This is a genomic window from uncultured Cetobacterium sp. (genome assembly GCF_945952365.1).
In the GTDB taxonomy this organism is placed as follows: domain Bacteria; phylum Fusobacteriota; class Fusobacteriia; order Fusobacteriales; family Fusobacteriaceae; genus Cetobacterium_A.
Genome location: NZ_CAMFHX010000002.1, coordinates 108,396 through 130,286, shown reverse-complemented (window position 1 = coordinate 130,286; position 21,891 = coordinate 108,396). Strand labels below are relative to the sequence as shown.

The 21,891-nt window shown below is 28.8% G+C and carries 22 protein-coding genes; 16 read left to right on the top strand and 6 right to left on the bottom strand.

Annotated features, from left to right (window positions below):
• Positions 1-68 precede the first annotated feature (68 nt).
• From Q0O83_RS01290 to Q0O83_RS01280, 3 genes are all read right to left on the bottom strand, one after another.
• Complete coding sequence (locus Q0O83_RS01290) at positions 69-227, bottom strand: hypothetical protein (protein ID WP_294093360.1); 159 nt, start codon at positions 225-227, stop codon at positions 69-71.
• A gap of 64 nt (positions 228-291) precedes the next feature.
• Positions 292-1,347 (bottom strand): DNA polymerase IV, encoded by a 1,056-nt coding sequence (gene dinB, locus Q0O83_RS01285; RefSeq protein ID WP_294093358.1) that lies wholly within the window; start codon positions 1,345-1,347, stop codon positions 292-294.
• Between the two features lie 691 nt (positions 1,348-2,038).
• Positions 2,039-2,719 carry a hypothetical protein gene (locus Q0O83_RS01280; RefSeq protein ID WP_294093356.1) on the bottom strand — a complete coding sequence of 227 codons (681 nt, stop codon included), beginning with the start codon at positions 2,717-2,719 and terminating at the stop codon, positions 2,039-2,041.
• Positions 2,720-3,104: 385 nt separating this feature from the next.
• Between Q0O83_RS01280 and Q0O83_RS01275 the strand changes: the two genes are divergently transcribed.
• The 8 genes from Q0O83_RS01275 (at position 3,105) to Q0O83_RS01240 (ending at position 8,019) form a co-directional block, all read left to right on the top strand.
• Complete coding sequence (locus Q0O83_RS01275) at positions 3,105-3,344, top strand: hypothetical protein (RefSeq protein ID WP_294093353.1); 240 nt, start codon at positions 3,105-3,107, stop codon at positions 3,342-3,344.
• A 134-nt stretch (positions 3,345-3,478) separates the two neighbouring features.
• Positions 3,479-3,628 carry a hypothetical protein gene (locus Q0O83_RS01270; protein WP_294093350.1) on the top strand — a complete coding sequence of 50 codons (150 nt, stop codon included), beginning with the start codon at positions 3,479-3,481 and terminating at the stop codon, positions 3,626-3,628.
• 551 nt (positions 3,629-4,179) lie between these two features.
• Positions 4,180-4,689 carry a hypothetical protein gene (locus tag Q0O83_RS01265; protein WP_294093348.1) on the top strand — a complete coding sequence of 170 codons (510 nt, stop codon included), beginning with the start codon at positions 4,180-4,182 and terminating at the stop codon, positions 4,687-4,689.
• 1 nt (position 4,690) lies between these two features.
• Entirely contained in the window at positions 4,691-5,032 is a 342-nt protein-coding gene (locus tag Q0O83_RS01260; protein ID WP_294093346.1) for a hypothetical protein, read from the top strand.
• Positions 5,014-5,460, top strand: coding sequence for a phage holin family protein (locus tag Q0O83_RS01255; RefSeq protein WP_294093344.1), 447 nt, complete (start codon positions 5,014-5,016; stop codon positions 5,458-5,460). Before Q0O83_RS01260 ends, Q0O83_RS01255 begins: the two co-directional genes overlap by 19 nt.
• A 176-nt stretch (positions 5,461-5,636) precedes the next feature.
• Complete coding sequence (locus tag Q0O83_RS01250) at positions 5,637-6,662, top strand: hypothetical protein (protein ID WP_294093342.1); 1,026 nt, start codon at positions 5,637-5,639, stop codon at positions 6,660-6,662.
• A gap of 35 nt (positions 6,663-6,697) precedes the next feature.
• A complete protein-coding gene (locus Q0O83_RS01245) occupies positions 6,698-7,348 on the top strand; it encodes a transglycosylase domain-containing protein (protein WP_294093340.1) in 651 nt (216 codons plus the stop codon).
• Entirely contained in the window at positions 7,309-8,019 is a 711-nt protein-coding gene (locus Q0O83_RS01240) for a hypothetical protein (protein WP_294093338.1), read from the top strand. Before Q0O83_RS01245 ends, Q0O83_RS01240 begins: the two co-directional genes overlap by 40 nt.
• A 680-nt stretch (positions 8,020-8,699) precedes the next feature.
• Here Q0O83_RS01240 and Q0O83_RS01235 read toward each other — a convergent pair.
• Positions 8,700-8,897 carry a hypothetical protein gene (locus tag Q0O83_RS01235; protein ID WP_294093336.1) on the bottom strand — a complete coding sequence of 66 codons (198 nt, stop codon included), beginning with the start codon at positions 8,895-8,897 and terminating at the stop codon, positions 8,700-8,702.
• Between the two features lie 365 nt (positions 8,898-9,262).
• On the opposite strand from Q0O83_RS01235, the gene Q0O83_RS01230 reads away from it, so the two are divergent.
• From Q0O83_RS01230 to Q0O83_RS01195, 8 genes are all read left to right on the top strand, one after another.
• Positions 9,263-10,291, top strand: a complete 1,029-nt coding sequence (locus tag Q0O83_RS01230) for a hypothetical protein (RefSeq protein WP_294093334.1) — start codon at positions 9,263-9,265, stop codon at positions 10,289-10,291.
• 717 nt (positions 10,292-11,008) lie between these two features.
• Positions 11,009-11,272, top strand: coding sequence for a metal-sensing transcriptional repressor (locus Q0O83_RS01225; RefSeq protein WP_047381359.1), 264 nt, complete (start codon positions 11,009-11,011; stop codon positions 11,270-11,272).
• 12 nt (positions 11,273-11,284) lie between these two features.
• Entirely contained in the window at positions 11,285-13,759 is a 2,475-nt protein-coding gene (locus Q0O83_RS01220) for a heavy metal translocating P-type ATPase (RefSeq protein WP_294093331.1), read from the top strand.
• 186 nt (positions 13,760-13,945) lie between these two features.
• The gene (locus Q0O83_RS01215; RefSeq protein WP_294093328.1) at positions 13,946-14,149 is read left to right on the top strand and encodes a glutaredoxin domain-containing protein; all 204 of its coding nucleotides are present in this window, start codon (positions 13,946-13,948) and stop codon (positions 14,147-14,149) included.
• Positions 14,150-16,396, top strand: coding sequence for a ribonucleoside-diphosphate reductase subunit alpha (locus tag Q0O83_RS01210; RefSeq protein WP_294093326.1), 2,247 nt, complete (start codon positions 14,150-14,152; stop codon positions 16,394-16,396).
• A complete protein-coding gene (locus tag Q0O83_RS01205; protein ID WP_294093365.1) occupies positions 16,389-17,423 on the top strand; it encodes a ribonucleotide-diphosphate reductase subunit beta in 1,035 nt (344 codons plus the stop codon). The genes Q0O83_RS01210 and Q0O83_RS01205 overlap by 8 nt, the downstream gene beginning before the upstream one ends.
• Before the next feature lie 165 nt (positions 17,424-17,588).
• On the top strand, positions 17,589-18,818 hold the full coding sequence (locus Q0O83_RS01200) for a coproporphyrinogen-III oxidase family protein (protein ID WP_294093324.1): 1,230 nt from the start codon (positions 17,589-17,591) through the stop codon (positions 18,816-18,818).
• A 12-nt stretch (positions 18,819-18,830) separates the two neighbouring features.
• A complete protein-coding gene (locus tag Q0O83_RS01195; protein WP_294093322.1) occupies positions 18,831-19,340 on the top strand; it encodes a flavodoxin family protein in 510 nt (169 codons plus the stop codon).
• A gap of 66 nt (positions 19,341-19,406) precedes the next feature.
• Here Q0O83_RS01195 and Q0O83_RS01190 read toward each other — a convergent pair whose 3' ends face one another.
• Together Q0O83_RS01190 and ahpC are read right to left on the bottom strand one after the other, a co-directional pair.
• A complete protein-coding gene (locus Q0O83_RS01190; RefSeq protein ID WP_294093320.1) occupies positions 19,407-21,041 on the bottom strand; it encodes an FAD-dependent oxidoreductase in 1,635 nt (544 codons plus the stop codon).
• Positions 21,042-21,125: 84 nt separating this feature from the next.
• Positions 21,126-21,689: an alkyl hydroperoxide reductase subunit C gene (ahpC, locus tag Q0O83_RS01185; RefSeq protein ID WP_294093318.1), complete on the bottom strand. Its 564-nt coding sequence runs from the start codon at positions 21,687-21,689 to the stop codon at positions 21,126-21,128.
• Positions 21,690-21,891 lie beyond the last annotated feature (202 nt).

Sequence of the window (21,891 nt, the reverse complement as noted above, 5' to 3'; positions counted from 1 at the left end):
TATGAAGGGAAAAGAAAAGCAGCTCACGTCATTTTTGTGAGCTGCTATTTTTTATGCTTTTTATTAAACTATTTGTCAAGAATAGGTGGAGTCATTACTTCTTTTCCCATCTCTACAGGTTCAACAATTATAACCTCTTCAACTGCAGGTTCTTCTTTAGGTTGAGAACTAGAGCATCCAATAAAAAATAAACTGAAAAAAATACTAGTTAAAACAATCTTTTTCATAATAGCCTCCTTATAATATTTCGAATTGCTATAATATACGAAGAAAAAACAGAATTCTTTTATTTTAATATAATTTTTCGAACGTGAGTTGTCGTGTTGATGGATTTTCTAAGTTTGAAAAAGAAACACCTAAAAGTTTTATATTGTTAGTGAGATTTAGAGACAGCAGAAGTTCATCAACCATACCTTTTAAAGTTTCTTTATCATTTGTTGGAATAAATCTTGTTTTTGAACGAGAGATTGTTTCACGATTTTTAAATCTTACTTTTAAAGATACAGTTTTAGTCAGCAGATTTTTTTTAATAAGTCTAGCGTATGACCAATCGAAAAGAGAGTCGATCTCTCTAGTTATCTCCTCTTCTGAATCTAAAGGTAATCGGAATGTATTTTCGTTTCCAATAGAGTGGATAGCTCTATTGAATTCTACCTCTCTATGATCTATTCCACGACTGTATGTATAGAGAAGTTCGCCACGAGAGGTTCCATATTTAGAGCAGAGCTCTTTTAGAGAGAAGGGATAGATATCTTTAACTAAAAATATATTGTCTTTATTTAAAAGTTTTTCAAACTGTTTACCAACTCCAGGAAGTTTTCGAACTTTTTTATCTTTGATAAATTCGATGAACTCCTCCTCTGTGTTGAAGATATATTGCCCTCCGGGTTTGTTTATATCAGAGGCTATTTTAGCTGTGAGTTTATTTAAGCCGATACCCATCGAGCAAGTAAGGCCTGTTATCTCAAAAATACGTTTTCTAAATAGCTTGGCAAAATTTTCTTTGGATGAAAACTTATCTATTATATCTGTAATATCTATAAAACCTTCGTCGAAGGCGATGAATTCGACTTTATGGGTTATTTTTAGGACTAAATTTTGGATAATACGGGACTCGTAGGCGTATTTATCTTTATTTACAGGAACGACAATGAGTTTTGGGCAGAGTTTTTTTGCATCGAGAGTATTCATAGCAGAGTGTATTCCAAATTTACGGGCTGGGTAGCTCGCAGTTGTTACCACTCCTCCAGCAACAACGATGGGTTTGTCTTTATATTTGGGGTTGTCTCTGGTCTCTATGGACGCATAAAAGGCGTCCATATCGAAGTGACATATGATTTTTTTCATGGAAGAGCCCTCCTTTTTTAAAGATGTGCTATATAAAATAAAGGTTAAAAAGAGGAGATTAATCCTCTTTTCTTTTGAGTGTTATAATGCCTGTTTTTTCATCAAATGAAATATCAAGTTCTCTTTCTTCAGATAGTTATTCTATTGACTTTTTGAGATACTGTTGTATAATTAGGTTAGTAAAGAGTTTTCGAGCAACTCATCACTAAAAGGGCAAGATTTTATTCTTGCCTTTTTTATTAATTAGATATTAAAGTATTTATTTGGTAAAACTTAAATATTCGTTTAAATTTTCTCTAATTTATTATTTTTGATAATACCTCATTTTTTAACGATTATAGTAATATTATATTATTTAATTTATCTAAATACAACCTTAGAATATTTTAACTAAAATTTTAGAATTGAAATGATAGTTAGAGGTAATCTTCATGGCTTTGATGAGAAAATGGATATAGATATGATAAAACAAGGAGTGCTAATGTCCGTTTTAGGCGTTTTAGAATTAGTGTGTTAATTATTTTGAATAAGCTATCTTAGTTTAGAGTACTTTAAAGGTACTTCTTACTAAGATAGCTTTTTTATTACTTTTATTAAAAATAATTATAGTTTAAATTTTGAAAAAGTTAAATTTTTGAAAAAATATCATAGTAAATTTCAATAAATTCTGTAATTTAATAAAGTCAAACATTTAAATTGGATTGTCACCTTTATTATTTAAATATCCTGCTAAAGCAAACAAAACTAAAACAAGAGTAGTTAGAATTTGGAGAACTGAAAAAAAGGAATCTAACCTAACATCTGTAAACGTATTGTTTCCAAAACTTCTTAATAAAATAGAAAACGGGTTTAAATTAATACTGGAGTTAGTGCCTAAAAAATCAAATGCATTATCATATGGAGAATTATAATATATAGAGAATAAATTACCTAAATTTAAGTTTATATCTTTATAACAAAGAAAAGCTGCAAAAAAATTAACAGTAGCAAAGTTAAAAATAACCTCAACATAACTTTTGGTTGCTAAAGAAATTCTTCTATTTGATTTAAGAAGAGGATTTTTTCTCTTAGAGTCAGTAATGTCTTTATAGAAAGCAAAAATTAATTCAAAAGCTCTAGAATAACATCTTGTAACTAAAAAAGCAAATAAAATATATAAAATATATTTGTTATAGATAAAAATTGTTTCTGAATTAATTAAATGTACATATATCGAAAGAATTATATAAAAAATAATGCCGCAACAAAAATTAAAATAATTCCAATATAAGATATATTTAGCTTTGAAAAAATCAGAAGATGTTTTATGAATTTCTTTCAACATACTCTTAGCTCTTGTTGCTGCAAGCAAATCAGGACTTAAAATTAACATAAGAAAAAATTTACATTTTGATTTATTTGAATTACGTGGTGATAATAAATATGTAGAAAATAAATAAATAAAAACATTTAAAGAAATAGAAAAATATAGAATTGAAATGTTTTTATAAAAATGAATAATCCAAATTGAAAAAATTGAAAAAACTGGGATTAAAAAAGCTGAATTTTTTATTCTTTTTTTACAACTACTGTAATGAAAAGTAAAAGTGAAAAAATAATAAAAAAAAATTCCTATAAGTATGTACATTGTAATGTTCCTCCTTAAAATTATTACTCATAATGATTATATATAAAAATAATAAAATAGTAAATAAAATAAAAATAATATGAAATCATCTGAGATAATGAATTTACAAAACTTTTTTAGGAGAATTAAAATGAATTACAATAAATCTAACATGGAAATTTATGAGGTGTACTTAGATTCTAATAAGGCAAGAAATTTTGAAACAATGAATATAACTTACAAGATGTATAGGAGTAGAATGATAGACTATTTAAGCTATTTAAAGGAACATGAAGGGAATAAATTATTGTTATCTGAAGCAACAATAAAAAATTGTGTGAGTATTTTAAAAAGATATATAAATAATTGTAGACATAATATTTTTGGATAATACTGAAAAAATATTAAGAGAATGCTTAGATTATAGAGAGAACAAGAACATAGCTTCTGATTGGTTATTCATAACAAAGAGTAAAGAAAGCTATGTACAAATGCAGCAAAGTACTATAAGAGAGCTAATAGGGTATGATAAATTTATTAAGTAATTTTTCAGATATAAATTTTGCTGCAGAATATGCACCTCACAAAGATACTAAAGTTACAAAGGATCACGCTCGTACTGGAGCAGAAAATAGAAGTAAAATACTTAAAATTAGAAGAGAAAAAGGTTTATGAGATAAAAAATACCCCCGTAGGGAGAGGTTTGAGGTTATCTTCTGTTTAACCATAACATTAAGATTAGAGAGATTCCTATAAAGAATACTCCACCATTAATGTTAATGGCTTCAATATTGATAATCATGCAAAACCTCCAAGTTGTGTGAAATTTTCTACCTTGTTCAAGGGCAGAAAAAAAGCTTTCACGAAAGTGAAAGCTTAAATTCTGAACATGAGCCGAAGCTCGAAATTTACACAACTTGGTAACCCTACGAGGGTTAGTAATAGTAGTATACTTGAAACTTTTTAAAAAGTCAAATTTTTGAAAAAAATAGTAAAATAAATTTCAATAAATTATCGAATTTAGTTAAAACTTTGAGATTGATACACCTTATAAAGCTAGTAAATAGGTAAAAGCTATAGACAATTTATCCAGGTACTCAGTTTTAAAAAACTAGCAAAATCAAGGCTTTGTGCATCTAAAAAAAGTTAAGTTTTTGTATAAATTCGATAATTTACCCAACATAAAAAATTAGAAAAACTAAAAATAAAATTACAAAGGAGAATCAATGATTATATATATTTATGATATAAAAACATTAACAGTAGTAGCAAGACCAATTGTAAATTCATATAGAGAATTTAAAGCTGAACCAATAAGATATTATCCCGAATGGAATGTAGATTACCATATATCAACTGAGATAGAATTTCAAAATCCGATATTAGATTCTGGAGTAATAAGAGAAAAAACTAGAGAAGAGTTAATTCTACTAGATAATAAAACTGAATTGCTTCATGATGGAGAATATATTGAGAATAATAAAATCATTAGAGTAGAAGCTCCAAGTTATTTATTTAAAAAGTTATGGAATAAAGATATTAATGTCTGGGAAGAAGGAGCAACTCAGGAAGAGATTAATCTAGAAGTAAATAGACTTATAGATGAATTTACAATACTTGGAGAACAAAAAGAAAGATGGATAAAATACGGGTTTGATGTACTAGATATAGAAAATAAAATGGCAGAAAATATAATTCAAAGGAATTATCTATTAATAATAGGGGGAGAAAATTAAGATGGTCATAGTTGATGAAGCTTTAAAAATTATTAATAAATTTATCCCAGATAAGAATACTCAAAATCAAATGGAAATAAAATTAAAAAAGCTAGAAGTTGAAGATTTTAACAATAAGAGAGGTAGTAGCTTAGAAAAAGCAGTAAGCATGGTATTTCCCCTCATAGCATTTATATTTTGTGGATTTCTTATAAGTAATCTTTTAGGAATGTGGATAGGATTTATATTTAAAACAGAATCTCCAATATTTCCAATAGATGATAGGATGTATCAAATTATAATGGTTTATTTGACTGGATTCTTTGGAAATAGAAGTATTAAAAGTTGGAGGGGAGAGAAATAAAAAATATTTTTGAGAATTTACTTAATTATCTACATAATTTAATCTTTTGGCTTAGTGCAGGATTTGTAAGTGCTATAGGTGGAATAGATGGAGATATAAAAGTTTTATTTACTCTAACTATTATAGATTGTATTACAGGATTTTTAAAAGCTATTAAAGAAAGAAATGTTTTATCTAAAAAAATGTATGTAGGTTTTATCCTCAGAAAGCCAGCTATATATCTTGCTATTATGACAATGAATCAATTAGATAAATCTAGTTTTTTAAATGATATAAATATTTCACTTAGAGTTTGCATGATTACTGGTTGTATTATTATGGAGTCTATCTCTATAATGGAAAATTTGACCAAATTAGGTATAAAGTTTCCTGGTATTATAGAAAATATATTGGCAGTGAAAAAAGAAAGATTGGATAAAGATAAATGACTTTGTAAAATTAAAATAAATGTAAATAAAATTGAATATAAATAATATTTAGAAAAAAATCTTCTGAATAATAATTTCGAAGATTTTTTTTATTTATAAAAAAATGTAGAAAAAGTATACAAATAGTTGATATACTATACTTAAGAAGTAATAATACAGAAATTAGGGAGAAAAAAATGGAAAAGTTTAAACTATTATCATATGGAGAAGAAGTGGAAAGAGTTATTCAAAAAATATTAGTGAAGTATTCTCGTTTTATAGAAAAAGAGCCCAAAAATACAGAATATGATTTTTTAGTTGAATTTAACAAAAAAAAATATGCGATAGAAGTAAAAGCATCAAGAGAAAAATATTACTCAATAAAAAGATTAGATTTTACAATTAATAGAATGAAACGTATTAAATTTGATGATAATACAATAAATAGGGTAGTAGTAATATTAGCCTTAATAGACAGTGAAAATTTAACAGATAATGATGAAAAATATGGATTTTTATATAATGATATAAGAGTCTTTACAATAAGAGATATTCTATTATTTCTAGAGGAAAATAATGATGAGGAATTAAAAATAGAAGTATTATCATTGTTAGAATTTTCAGTTAATGATAAATATGAAACTAAAGATATTATATCAAATTTAAAAATTAATGAAAAGAATCCAAAACTAAAAAATTATACGAAATTATTAGAAAGTATAGAGCCTGGTAGAGAAGAGTTTTTAAAATATGAACAAACTTGTATAGAAATACTTAAGCACTTATTTTTTGAGGATTTAGCATTGTGGAAATATCAAGAAAAAACAAATGAAGATTTGTATAGATATGATATGATTTGTAAAATAAAAAGTAATACTAATAAAGAATTTTGGAATATAATTGAAGATTATTTTAAAACAAAATATATAATATTTGAATTTAAAAATTATAGTGAAAAAATTTCTCAAAAAGAAATTATAATAACAGAAAAATATTTATATAAGCAAGCTTTGAGAGGTGTAGCGATAATTATATCTAGAAAAGGATTGAATGAAAATGCTGAAAAAGTGAAGAGAGGAATCTTAAGAGAGAGTGGTAAACTAATTATAGACTTGAATGATGAAGATTTAAAAAAAATGATAAAAATATCAGAAGAGGGTGGATTAGCAACAGATTATTTAAGCGAAAAATTAGATGAGCTTTTAATTAAGTTAGATAAATAATAAAAGATAAAATTGAAAAGAGGTTGTTAAGAAAGTTGATTAATAAAATATCAGAAATAACAGATACATATTTTTTTAAATTAAATAGATTTAAATTAAAAAAAACTTCAGAAGAATTAGAAGTACCATATTATTTATTATATTTTTTAATTTATATAGAAGATAAGCGATTTTATTATCATTTTGGCATTGATTTAATTGCTATTATTAGAGCTTCTATAATGAATATAAGAAGCGGAAAGTTGCAAGGTGGAAGCACAATAATACAGCAACTTTATGATATAAAACAAGAAAAAAAAGGAAAAAAAAGAAAGAGAACTATGTTAAGAAAAATTAATCAATCTTTATTTGCTTTAAAATATTCGTTACAAAATTCTAAAAAGATGATATTAAAAGAATACTTAGAAAATGTATATTTAGGTAAAAAATATTATGGAATTCAGAATGCTGCTAATTTTTATTTTAAAAAAAATATAATAGAATTAAATAAAATAGAGTGTTTTATACTTGTAGAAAGAATAGCGTTGCCAAATAAAGTAAACATAAAGAGATTAGAAAATATTTTATCTAGAAAACCAATAAAATTTATATTAACAAAATATGAAAGAAAACAACTAACTAAAACTTATTTAATAGGAGGAGAATTATGGCTGAAGAACAACATGAAAAAGGGAGACAGTATTTAGAATATTTTAATGGGTTATTAACATTAACATTGGCTCATTTATCATATAAAAAGTTATATGATGCATATAAAAATCCCAAAAGGCTAATTTTTAAAATAAATGGAAAAGAATTTAGTTTTGACACGAAGGCAACCATACAATATAATGGAGAGCAGAGAGACGTTTGGGTTGAATCTAAGGGATATTCACAGGGAGGAGCTTTATTAGACTACTATAAAGACTTTATTAGAAGAGTATATGAGACGATAGTTAATGGTAAAACGAATGAAGATGATATTTTTATATTTGTAACGAATGTATCATTTGGAACAACAAAAAAAAATTTGTTTAAAAGAGAGTTTGTTTTAGAGTTTTTAATTACTCAATATGGGGAACCGGATTTTGAAAAAGCTATTCAGTTTGAAAAAGTATCTAAAGCCATTTTTGCAATAATTTTTACAGATTCATATATAGATTTGTTTATGGACAGAATCTCTTTTGAAAAAAATGAAAAAATATGGGATATTTGGGCAAATAGAAATGTTAAACTTCTTGATTGGGAAACATTTTGTGATATGATAAGAATTATGAATCCAACATTAGAAAATTTGGATAAAGTGAAAATAGGAGAAGAAATAAACATACCTAAAATGAATGGAGAAAAGATAGAAGATAAAAATAAAAGTCTTTGAGGAAGATATTATTATCTGAAGGAGAAGGTGTAATGGAATTGAAAGATAAAATAAATCAGATAAAAATATTAGAAAACGATATATTGAATGTTATTACATCAGATAAAGTATAGTAAAAATTATCTTGAAAATTTACTTAATGAAATAGAAATTAAATTAGCAAAATTTTTTGAGATAGATAAGGAAATTTTAATGAAAAAATCTCAAAATGGAAAATATAATATTAAATTATAATAATTTAATATTAGGTATTTTGCACTTGAAATGCACTTAAAAAAAATAAAACTCAAAATTTTTTTGATTTTTTGATATACTAAAAGCTCCATAAAGTTAGTAAAAGCAATAGTGAATTATAATTAAATAAGAAATTGCTTTTTATATGTAAAATTGAGATAGAAAGATTATGAAAAATCCTCTCTTTTTTGACATAGTAAACATATAGCTAAAAAAATTATAAAACAGATTATTGATAAGCCTTGTAGGAAAAAGAAAGTATTAAAAAACTGACTTTTTTCTAAAAACTTAAAGAAGATTAAATTCCTTATCGAAGGTGTTTGATCTTCTTTTTTTCATCTGGCAGCCTGTTTTTAAGATTCCAACGTCCTGTAATACTCATAACAAAAATAACACAGATTTAAACTAACTAAGAATTAGTTTAGTTAGTTTAGTATTTTTTTTGTTTATATTTTTTTGTTAAAAATATTTTTAGTAATATCTTTATTAGTATAGGAGTCATTTCCCAGTTGTGGGCCACCCATATCTGGGCCATCCACGTCTGGAATATCCATATCTGGAATATCCACATGTGGGATAGTCACATCTGGAATATCCGTATGTGGAGAAGTGGTAGTCAGGAAATAAGTATGTGGTGCTATCAAAGGAAGTTGCGTAATAGATTCCCGAGTTATTCTCAGGAAAAGTTTCTATTAAAAGTTTTATAGAGTCAAAACCTTTTTATTCGCCCTTTTCAGCAAATTTACATTTATTTATAATATATAAACACTCGAGTTTTATTAATTTTCAAATATTAAATCCCCCTAGTAAGAATATACAACTAAAAAATCAAAAAATCAATGTTATAATACATTTTTTTTTCTAAACTGGTCAAATTAGGTCAAAATGAAAAATACTGTATAAATAAAAAAGAAATCTAACTAGAAAAGAATTAAAAGATAGGTAATATTTTTGAGGTACAAAGCATTGTAGATAATGAAAATAAATTTAGTTACTAGGAGGTAAAATTATGAAAGCATTATTTTTAAAGGCTCTTATAGGTAGTGTGCTTATTGCAGGAATATCCTATGCAGAAGATTTTAAACCGAATGGAAGTTTAGGAGTTACTCAAACTTTTTATGGAAATTCAGGTAAATATAAAACAGAATCTTCACATCCATCAGCAGTATTAAATTATAACTTTACAAAAGCTTGGAGTTTAAGTTTACAATGGGATAGAGTTTGGAATATGTATAACTACACAAATGGTGAAAATGAGCAAGATAATAGTTTTAGTGGACCAAAAGCGACTTTGAGCAATAATCATGGAGTATTAGGAAACACAAAAATTAAATGGTCATCCTCTTTGATGGTAGAGAATGAAGCTGAATTTAATAATAGTAATCAAACATACATACTAGCTCAAACTGCTTTTGATTTCTTGGAATACATCCCTAAGGGAGAGTATATACAAGCAACGCAATTTGCATTTTCACCAATGTATGTTTATGGTTGGAGTACAAAGGGAGCGTCGGGGCATGTTAATACCGGAGTTTTAAGTTTATTAACGAATTGGCAATTACCAGCTAATTTTACATTTAAGTTTAATACGTATCTATTTAGAGAGTGGTATGAGGGTAGTTTTGAAATATCTAGTAGCAATCAAAGTTATAAAACAGCTAATTATTTTATGATTTTAGCTTGGTTAGAGTATTCGAAGGAGCTATATAAAGTTAATGAGCAAACATCATTAGTTTTTAATTTTGCAGGTGGATTTGATCCATATATATCATCTAATAGAAAAGCTGCTGGCTGGGATCCATTTATTTCAGGAAATCAGATGTATGAGTGGCTAAATCCAACAGTGAGTAGTGGAGATTATAAGAGTACCTATGCACTATTTGCCTTACCGCAATTAGAAGTAGTTTATAACTACTCTCAAGATTTATCTTTATCTGTTTTTGCACAAGTAAAATATTCGAATCAAGTTTGGGGTAATACAGAAAAAGATTGGAAGCTACAGCCACAAGGTGGGATTGGAATAACATATAATTTCTAAAAATAGTGTATAAATAAAAAACCTTCCTCTTGGGGAAAAGGAAGGTTTTTTATAAACACGGGGGAGTGTTAAAATAAAAAGATTTAAATAAATTTTGGGGGGTATTAAATTTACTTAATCATCGGTTTCAATTAATAATACCATATCCGTAAAAAAATGTCAACAATGTTTTTTTTCAGAAAAGAAATTTTTTTATCTTCTTGAAAATAGAACGCAAAAAAACTCTGTGTTTTAAAATAGAAAACACATGTTTTTATAAATAGTTCAAAAACTCTTTTCAGTATTAAATTTTGTACACAGCCTTAATTTCACTTTTAAAATTTTATTTATTCAAATTTGGATTGTTAAATTATATTTTTACAAAAAAATAAAAAACCTTCCTCTTGGGGAAAAGGAAGGTTTTTTATAAACACGGGGGAGTGTTAAAATAAAAAGATTTAAATAAATTTTGGGGGGTATTAAATTTACTTAATCATCGGTTTCAATTAATAATACCATATCCGTAAAAAAATGTCAACAATGTTTTTTTTTAGAAAAGAAATTTTTTTATTTTTTAAAAAAAGAACACCAAAAAACTAAAGTGCATTAAAAGAGAAGGTTGAAGAATAAGTCAAAAATATTTTCAAAAAAATAACCCTACCCCCATAGGGGGGGTTGACACAGAAAAAAAAGTGTGATATTATTCAAACATAAAGTAAATCTCGAGGTGATTAATATATGAAAACAGATAAGGAAAAAGCAGTATTGATGTTAAAGACATGTCGTGGACAGATTGATGCAACATTAAAGATGATAGACGATGGAAGATATTGTCTAGATGTAGTAAATCAAATTTTAGCGGCAGAGGCTTTGTTGAAAAAAGCGAATAAACTAATTTTAAAACAACATATGGAAAGTTGTGTGAAAAATGCTTTTAGCAGCACAGATGTAGATGAAAAAATTGGTGAAGTTGTGGATGTCTTAAATAAAATTATGAAGTAAAAGGAGAAAACCATGAAAGATAATACATTCAAAATAGAGGGAATGACTTGTTCAGCTTGTTCAGGTCATGTTGAAAAAGCAGTTAGAAAATTAAATGGAATAATAGAAGCAAATGTAAATTTAGCAACAGAGAAGTTAGTTGTAAAATATGATGAGAAAAAATTGAATGCTCATGAGATTATAAATGCCGTTGAAAATGCAGGGTATAAGGCTATTCCAGCAGAGGAGTTTGATTCATCTAAAAGTGAAGATACTAGAGAGAAAGATATCAAAGAACTTTGGAACAGATTTATTGTATCAGTTATATTTACAATACCGTTATTGATAATCTCAATGGGACATATGGTTGGATATTCACTTCCAGATTTTATCTCACCTGAGATGAGTCCAAAGACATTCTCTATGGCTCAACTACTTTTGACAACACCGGTTATGTTGGTTGGATATAAATTCTTTAAAGTAGGAGTTAGAACGCTATTAAAAAGAAGTCCAAATATGGATTCACTAATAGCTATTGGAACTTCGGCAGCTTATGTGTATGGTGTGTTTGCAGTTGTAAAAATATTTGGTGGAGAACCAAGATATGCTCATGAGTTATACTTCGAGTCAGCAGCAACAATTTTATTACTTATAACTCTTGGAAAATATTTAGAAGCTGTGAGTAAAGGAAAAACATCAGAAGCTATAAAAAAACTTATGGGATTAGCTCCAAAAACTGCTCGTATAGAGGTTGATGGAAGAGAGGTAGTTATACCTTTAGAAGATGTAAAGGTTGGAGATATAGTTATTGTTAAACCTGGAGATAAGATTCCAGTGGATGGAGTTGTTATTGAGGGAAGTACAGCTATCGATGAATCTATGTTAACTGGAGAGAGTATCCCTGTTGAGAAAGTTGTTGGTTCATCAATTATAGGAGCAAGTATAAATAAAAATGGTTCTATAAAGTATAAAGCAACAAAAGTTGGAAAAGATACAGCTTTAGCTCAAATTATAAAATTAGTAGAGGATGCTCAAGGATCAAAAGCTCCAATTGCAAAGTTAGCAGATATAATATCAGGTTACTTCGTACCAGTTGTAATTGTACTAGCGATTCTTTCTGGATTAGGTTGGTATCTAGCTACAAAAGATTTAGAGTTTGCACTTACAATATTTATATCAGTTTTAGTAATAGCATGTCCATGTGCTTTAGGACTTGCAACACCGACAGCTATAATGATAGGAACTGGAAAAGGTGCTGAGTATGGAGTTTTAATTAAAAGTGGAGAGGCTCTAGAGTCTGCTCACAAAGTAAAAACAGTTATATTTGATAAAACAGGAACAATTACAGAGGGGAAACCTAAGGTTACAGATATATTAGTAGAAAGTATAATCTCAAAAGATGAGCTTTTAGTTTTAGCTGCAAGTGCTGAAAAAGGGTCAGAGCATCCTTTAGGAGAAGCTATTGTAAAAGCTGCTGAGGATAAAAAGATGAATCTTAAGAAAGTAGATTCGTTTGTAGCTATCCCAGGGCATGGAATAAAAGTTGAAATAGAAGGAAAAGATATTCTTTTAGGGAATAAAAAGCTGATGATTGAAAGTGGAATATCTTTAAAAAGTTTAGAGGAGAAATCAAATAGATTGGCGAGCGAAGGAAAAACACCTATGTTTATCTCAATTGAGAAAGAGATAGCTGGTATTATAGCCGTAGCTGATACAGTTAAAGAAAATTCTAAAAAAGCTATAGAGATTCTTCATGCTATGGGAATCGAAGTTGCAATGATAACTGGAGATAATAGAAAAACAGCTGAAGCTATAGCAGCTCAAGTTGGAATAGATAGAGTATTCGCTGAAGTTTTACCAAAAGATAAAGCAGCTGAAGTAAAAAGATTGCAAGATGAGGGTAAAAAAGTTGCGATGGTTGGAGATGGAATAAATGATGCTCCAGCTCTAGCTCAAGCAGATGTTGGAATTGCGATAGGTTCTGGAACTGACGTAGCAATTGAATCAGCAGATATAGTTTTAATGAGAAGTGATTTAATGGATGTTCCTACAGCTATAAAGTTAAGTAGAGAAACTATTAAAAATATAAAGCAGAATCTATTCTGGGCATTTGGATATAATATTCTAGGAATACCTGTGGCAATGGGAGTGTTACATCTATTTGGTGGACCGCTATTAAGTCCTATGATAGCAGGTGGAGCTATGAGTATAAGTTCAGTGTCAGTTATAAGTAATGCTTTAAGATTAAAAGGATTCAAACCAGATAAAATATCAGACAAAGGGAGCGAGAAAGTTATGAAAAAGAAAGTTTTAATCAATGGAATGAGTTGCATGAGATGTGTTAAGCATGTAAAGGAAGCTTTAGAAAGTTTAAACGGAGTTGAAGCTGTAGAAGTTAGCCTTCCTGAAAACTGTGCAATAGTTTCTGGAGATGTTTCAGAAGACGCAATTGTAAATATATTAAAAGAGAATGATTACGAAGTTATAAATATTGAAAAAGTAGCATAATAAATGAAGCCATCTAGAAAATTTTTAGATGGCTTTTCTATAATTTTATGAAAAAATTATGAATGAAAATTCTATACCAATTAGCTATAAAATTTTATTGAAAAAATTTGTAATTTATGTAATAATACTATATGTTGTAAAAAGAAAAAGAGAACGGCACAAGATATTGTGTTTAGGAGGCTTATAATGATAAAGGTATTTGGTAAGGAAGATTGTAGTAAATGTGAAACTTTAAAGAGAATTTTAGATGAAAAAGGTTTAGATTATGAGTACGCTCAAGATTTAAAAACACTTATGATCGTAGCAAGTAAAGCTAGAATTATGAGTGCACCTGTTGTTGAAAGAGATGGAAAATACTACTCGATGGAAAGTTTCTTAGAGGTTCTATAGATGAGACAGGTTGTAAATAGAGCTGGAATAAGGGAAAATTTAGATATAACTAAAATTAGAGAAAAACTTCAAAGAGCTTGTGAAGGCTTAGAAGTGAATATGGTTGAGTTGGAAAGTCATATAGAGTCAATCTATCAAGAAAACATAACGACTAAGAAAATCCAAGAATCTCTTATAAATCAAGCTGTAGCTATGACCAGTTTTGATGAGAGTGATTGGACGTATGTAGCTGGAAGATTACTTATGATGGAAACAGAGAGAGAAGTTTTTCATAAAAGAGGATTCTCTTATGGGAAGTTTTTTGAGAGTATAAAAAAATTAGTAGAATTAGGAATATACGACGATAGACTGTTAAACTATTCAGAAGAGGAAGTTTTAGAGCTTCAAAAGGCTATTGATACATCAAGAGATATGATGTATGACTATGCTGGTGCGAATATGTTTGTAAACAGATATCTATTAAAATATAAAGGTGATATATTTGAATTACCTCAAGAGGTTTTCATGTGTATCGCTATGCTTTTAGCTATAAACGAGGAGAATAAGGTAGAAGTTGCAAAGAGATTTTATGAGGCATTATCTCTGAAAAAAGTATCTTTAGCGACACCTATTTTAGCAAATTTAAGACTTCCAAATGGAAATCTTTCATCATGTTTTATTACGGCAATGGATGACAATATAGAATCGATTTTCTATAATGTGGATACAGTTGCAAAAATTAGTAAAAATGGTGGAGGAGTAGGTTTAAATATATCGAGAGTTAGAGCAAAAAATTCGATGGTAAATGGGTACTATAATGCCAGTGGAGGAGTAGTTCCTTGGATAAAAATTATAAATGATACTGCTGTGGCTGTTAATCAGCAAGGAAGAAGGGCTGGAGCTGTTACAGTAGCTTTAGATTCTTGGCACTTAGATATAGAACACTTCTTAGAGCTTCAAACAGAAAATGGAGACCAAAGAGGAAAGGCTTATGATATCTATCCACAAGTTGTTTTATCAGATATGTTCATGAGAAGAGTTGAAGAGGATAGCACTTGGACTTTGGTTGATCCATATGAGATTCGTAAAAAGTATGAAGTTGAACTATGTGAAATCTACGGAGAGCAGTTTGAAGAGTTATACTTAAAAATAGAGGCTGACGATAACTTAAATCTTAAAAAAGTTATAAAAGCTAGAGAGCTATTTAAAGAGATAATGAAAGTTCAAATAGAAACAGGAATGCCATATATTTTCTTTAAAGATAGAGCAAATAAAATGAATCATAACAGTCATGTAGGGATGATAGGAAATGGAAATCTTTGTATGGAAAGTTTCTCAAATTTCTCGCCAAGTAAAAAGTTTAATGAGGAAACTGAAGGTGAAACAGGTGTTAGAACTACAAAGTTGGGAGAGGTTCACACTTGTAATCTAGTTTCTATGAATTTAGCTGAGATAGAAAGAGAGGAGTTAGAGGAGATTGTAGATATATCTGTAAGAATTTTAGATAATACAATTGATCTAACAAAGACTCCAATAAAAGAGTCGGATAAACATAACTTAGCTTATAGAACTATAGGTGTTGGAACTATGGGACTAGCTGATTACTTAGCTAGAGAGTTTATGATATATGATGAATCTTTAAATGAGATAGATGAGTTGTTTGAAGAGATTGCAATTTATAGTGTAAAATCATCTGCAAAACTTGCAAAATCTAGAGGAGTATATCCTATGTTTGAAGGTTCAATGTGGGATAAAGGTATTTTCTTTGGGAAAGAGAAAGCTGAATATTTAGAAAGTTCAAAGTTTGCTGAGAAATGGGCAGAGGTTTTCGATTTAGTAGAAACTTATGGATTACGTAATGGTGAACTTACAGCTATAGCACCAAATACATCAACATCACTACTTATGGGTTCAACAGCTTCTGTAAATCCTACGTTCTCTAGGTTCTATATAGAGAAAAATCAAAAGGGTGCTGTTCCAAGAGTTGTAAAACACTTAAAGGATAGAGCTTGGTTCTATCCAGAGTTTAAAAATGTGGACCCAAAGACTTACGTAACAATTATGAGTAGAATCGGAAAATGGATAACTCAAGGTGTTTCTATGGAGTTAATTTTTGATTTGAACAAAGATATAAGAGCAAAAGATATATATGATACCTTTATGACAGCTTGGAAAGAGGGATGTAAATCGGTTTATTATATAAGAACGATACAGAAAAATACAAATATAGTTAATGAAAAAGAGGAGTGTGAGAGCTGCAGTGGATAGAAAAAAACTTTTTAATCCTTTAGGAAACGACTCTTTATCTGAGAGAAAAATTATAAAGGGTGATAGTACAAATATATTTAATCTGAATAATGTTAAATATGGTTGGGCAAACCAACTTTATAGATCGATGATGGGTAACTTTTGGATTCCAGAAAAAATTGACTTAACTCAAGATAAAAATGACTATGAGAATCTGACTGATGAAGAAGCAGCGGCATACGATGGGATACTATCATTTTTAATATTTTTAGATAGTATTCAAACAAATAATATTCCAAATGTATCAGATTATATAACAGCTCCAGAGATAAATTTGATTCTTTCGATTCAGACTTTCCAAGAGGCTATTCACTCACAATCTTATCAATATATAATAGAGTCTATTCTTCCAAAAGAGATTAGAAACTCAATCTATGATAAATGGAGAGAGGATGAGGTTCTATTTAAAAGAAATAAATATATTGCAGAGATATATCAAAGTTTCTTAGAAAATCCGAGTGATGAAAACTTCTCAAGAGTTATTGTAGCGGATTACCTTCTAGAGGCAATATATTTCTATAACGGATTTAATTTCTTCTATCTTTTAGCAAGTAGAAATAGAATGATGGGAACATCTGATATAATTAAACTTATAAATAGAGATGAGTTATCACATATTGTTATATTTGGGCAGTTGATTAAAGAGATTAAAAATGAAAATCCAGGATTCTTCTCGGATGATATGATATATGAGATGTTCAAAAATGCTGTTGATGAAGAGATAGCTTGGACAAATCATATAATTGGAAATGGGATTTTAGGTATAACTGAAGAAACAACTGAAAAATATACGAAATGGTTAGCAAATGAGAGATTGAAAACTATTGGATTAAAACCAATATATGAAGGATTCCAAAAAAATCCGTATAGACATTTAGAAAAATTTGCAGATACAGAGGGAGAGGGAAATGTTAAAGCAAACTTCTTCGAAGGAACTGTGACGAGTTATAATATGAGTTCATCTGTAGATGGATGGGATGAATTTTAAATAGTGGTCAACAAATAAAAACGACAGAAAAAATCTGTCGTTTTTTTGTTGGAAAATTATAAATCAATTGACAAAATTAAAAATAACTATTACAATTGTAGTATAAAGTAATTTGAAAGTCAAATGTTTTTGTATTTAAAAAATTTGTAAACGGGAGAGGGAGAGATGTTTAAAACAAGATTTAAATCACATCATGATGTAAAAGATGTAATCTTATCAAAAAGTAAGAGAAAATTAAAATTACCAACTTCTTATTGGAAGTTAATGAATAAAGAACCAGAGGATTTAGATGGTGGAATTTATGTTCATGTACCATTCTGCGATAAAATTTGTTCATTTTGTAATATGAATAGAAAACAATTAGATAATGATTTAGAGGATTATACAAAATTTTTAATAAAAGAGATTAATAAATATAGAGATAAAGTTTATATTCAAAAGAAAAAGTTCTCTGTAATTTTCTTCGGTGGTGGAACTCCAACGATATTAAAGCCTCATCAGTTAGAAAAGGTTCTGTCAACTTTGAGAGAGGTATTTCCTTTAGATGAAACTTATGAGTTTACTTTTGAGACAACTTTACATAACTTAACTTGGGAAAAGTTAGAGATAATGAAAAAGTATGGAGTGAATAGACTGAGTATTGGAATTCAAACATTCTCAAATAGAGGAAGAAAGTTATTGAATAGAACTTATGAACAAGAGTTTGTAATGAATAGAGTTAAAGAGATAAAAGAGAAGTTTGGAGGATTAGTTTGCCTAGATATAATCTATAACTACTTAGATCAATCTTTAGAAGAGGTTGTTGAAGATGCGAGAATAGTTGGAGAGGTAGCACCTGATAGTGTAAGTTTCTACTCACTTATGATACACGATGGGTCATCAATTTCAAAAGATTTAAGTTCTGGAGAAAAGAGTTTTGATTACAAAACTGAAAGGGATAGAGAGTTACACGATGCATTCTTAAATAACTTATTAAGTAATGGATATGAAGTTTTAGAACATACAAAACTTACAAGAGGAACGGATTCGTATAGATATATAAGAAATGTTCATAAATTAAAAGATCTAATTCCTATAGGTGTTGGAGCAGGTGGAAGAGTTCAAAATATGGAGCTTTATCATCTAAATAAATTAGTGACATTCTACTCAGCAGATTCAGAGAAAGTTATGAAGATGAAAAGAATATCAGGATTAACTCAGTATGAGCATGTTGCCTTAGAGGATTTAAAAATCGTAGCTGGAGATAGATATTCAAAACTTTATGAAGCATTACAAAACCTAGAAAAAGAGGGTTATATTGAATTGAAAGAGAATGAGTATAAATATACACAAAAAGGGATTTTCTGGGGAAATAATATCTCATCACTATTAGTTGAAGTATATTTTGAAGGATAAAAGGGGAGAGAAATGAAAAAAACAGCATTGATATATTCATCATTAACAGGTAACACAAAAAAAGTTGGAGAAGCTATTTTTGAAGTTATAGAGGGAGAAAAAACAATTTTCTCTGTAGAAGAGGTTACACCTGAAATGATAAAAAGTTATGATAGAGTTATTTTTGGTTTCTGGGTAGATAAAGGAACGGCAGATTCTAGAATCAGAAAACTTTTAGGAAAAACTTCTGGAAAAGAGGTAGCTTTCTTTGGAACTTTAGGAGCTGAACCTGATTCAGACCATGGAAAAAAAGTTTATAGAAGAGTCACTGAGCTTTGTACTAAAAATAACACTCTTCTTGGAGGATTTTTATCTCTAGGAAAGGTTGCCGATAAATTAGTTGAAAGAATGGGGAAATTCCCAATCAATTTAATTCATCCATTAACTCCTGAAAGATTAGCAAGAATTGAAAATGCAAGTACTCATCCAAATCAGCAAGATTTTGAAAACGCACAAAAATACTTTAAAATGATTTTAGGATAGAACTATACATACATAAATAAAAAAGGTGTGAAGCTTGAATTGCTTCACACCTTTTTGTATAAAGTATTAGTTAAGTTTTTCTAAAATCTCTTCGATAGATTGCTTTCCAAAGATTACATCTTTATCATTTATAATAAGGGCAGGTACTCCCATCAAATTGAATCTCTCTTTTAGAGCTGGGAATGCGAAAATGTCAATCATCTCAGCAGTGATATTAGAATTTTCTATAGCTAATCTATGGGCTCCTGTAACTACTTCAGGACAAAGAGAACAAGATAAAGAGACTGCTATCTTTAAATTTACCTGCTTATTTACAGAGTTTATTTTTGTTTTTAAATCAGCTGAAATCTCTTGGCCAGGACCAGCTATATTATATAGTGCTAGAATAAATGAGTTTAATTCATGTCCACTAGGAAGACCAGAGAACTTAACACCTCTAAAGTTATTTTCAGAATCGATAATAGCTATAGTAGGGTAGTTTTCTAATTTTATCTTCTTCTCTAGTTCAGGATTTTCTTTTTCTTTATAGATTTTTAAAGTTATCTTATCTGATATATCAGAAATCTCTGTTAAGAATCCATCTATATTTTTTGAAAGTTCAGATTCATTTAAGATTGCTACAATTTTGATATTGCTAGTAAATCTTTCGAAGATACCTGTAAGTTGAGAGATGATACCCTCATCTAAGAACTTAGAATCTGAAATATCCTTAGATATATCAGAGGTTGTAGCTATCTCTTTTTCCTCTTTTTCAAGACCTAAAGCCTCTCTTTTCTCTTCGACAACTTTCTCTAGAACAGTTGCAGCAAGAGCACCATCAGCTACAGCAGTTACAACTTGTCTCAATTTTTTAGGTCTTATATCACCTATAGCATAAATGCCTTCAACATTTGTTTTTAAGTTTTCATCAGTTAAAATATAACCAGCAGAATCTAATTGAACATGAGATTTGAATAGATCACTTTGTGGTTTATATCCAATGAATACAAAGATTCCAAATGATTCATTATCTGTAGCGATATGTTCCCAAGTTGTATTTGTAGAGTTATCTCTAAAAATAGCTTTTCTAAGTTTTGTATCTCCAGTAGCTTCCAAGATTTCAGAGTTAAATTTCACCTCAATTTTAGGATGCTTTAAAACTTTCTCAGCGATAGATTTAGCACATGTAAATTCAGGTTCTCTAGCTACTATTGTAACTTTTTTAGCAAACTTTGTTAAAAACATAGCTTCCTCTGCTGCTGCGTATCCAGCACCAATAACAAAAACTTCAAGACCTGTGAAGAATTCTCCGTCACATGTAGCACAATAAGCTACACCTCTTCCAGTAAACTCTAACTCTCCAGGGAACCCAAGTTTTCTAGGATTAGCTCCAGTAGCGATAATTGTACTAAGAGCCTTGTATGTACCAGAAGTTGTATGAATCTCTTTTATATCATTTTTAAAATTCATATCTGTAACTTCAGCTTTTAAGAATTGTACTCCAAACCCAACAGCTTGCTCTTTCATATGAACACCTAAGTGATGACCTGAAATCTCTTTTATACCAGGATAGTTAACAACTTCTGAAGTTGTAGTTATTTGCCCACCTACTTCTCCTTTTTCAATAATAAGAACATCCATTTGAGCTCTACCAGCATAAATTCCAGCAGATAAACCAGCAGGACCTCCACCGATAATTATTAAATCATATATTTTTTCCATATTTCACCTCATAAAAGTATCGATTATATAGTGTTTAAAAATTAAAGGCACTATGCAGTGCCTTTAAAGTTATTATTAAAATTATTAGATTTTTCCAATTAAATCTAAAGATGGTTTTAAAGTTTCTGAACCAGGTTTCCATTTAGCTGGACAAACCTCTCCACCATGCTGAGCAACAAATTGAGCAGCTTGAACTTTTCTTAAAAGTTCTCCAGCATCTCTTCCTATTCCTAAATCATGGATTTCATATGCAACAATTTTTCCTTCTGGATTGATAACGAAACTACCTCTTAAAGCTAATCCTTCTTCTGGAATTAAAACTCCAAACATCTCAGAGATTTTTCTTGTAGGGTCTGCAATCATAGGATATTGTATTTTTTTTATAGTATCAGAAGTATCATGCCACGCCTTATGAACAAAGTGAGTATCTGTTGAAACAGAATAGATTTCACAGTTGATATCTTTGAAACTAGCATAATTATCTGCTAAATCTCCTAACTCAGTGGGACAAACAAAAGTAAAGTCCGCAGGATAGAAGAAGAATACTGACCATTTTCCTTTTATAGATTCATTTGTAACTTCAACAAAATTTCCGTTGTGATAAGCTTGAGCTTTGAACTCCTCGATATTTTTTCCAATTAATGACATTTGATAACCTCCTATATTTTATAATTATTATTAATTTGTAATGATTACAAATTAATAATAATCTATTTTTTGATGAATGTCAAGATTTTATTTAAAAATATTTTGATAGTTAAAGTATATTTAATTATCCATAGATTTATTACTATTAAAATATAAATTTCCTTTAAAAATAATGAAGGAATATTAATAAAATAAATTTGAC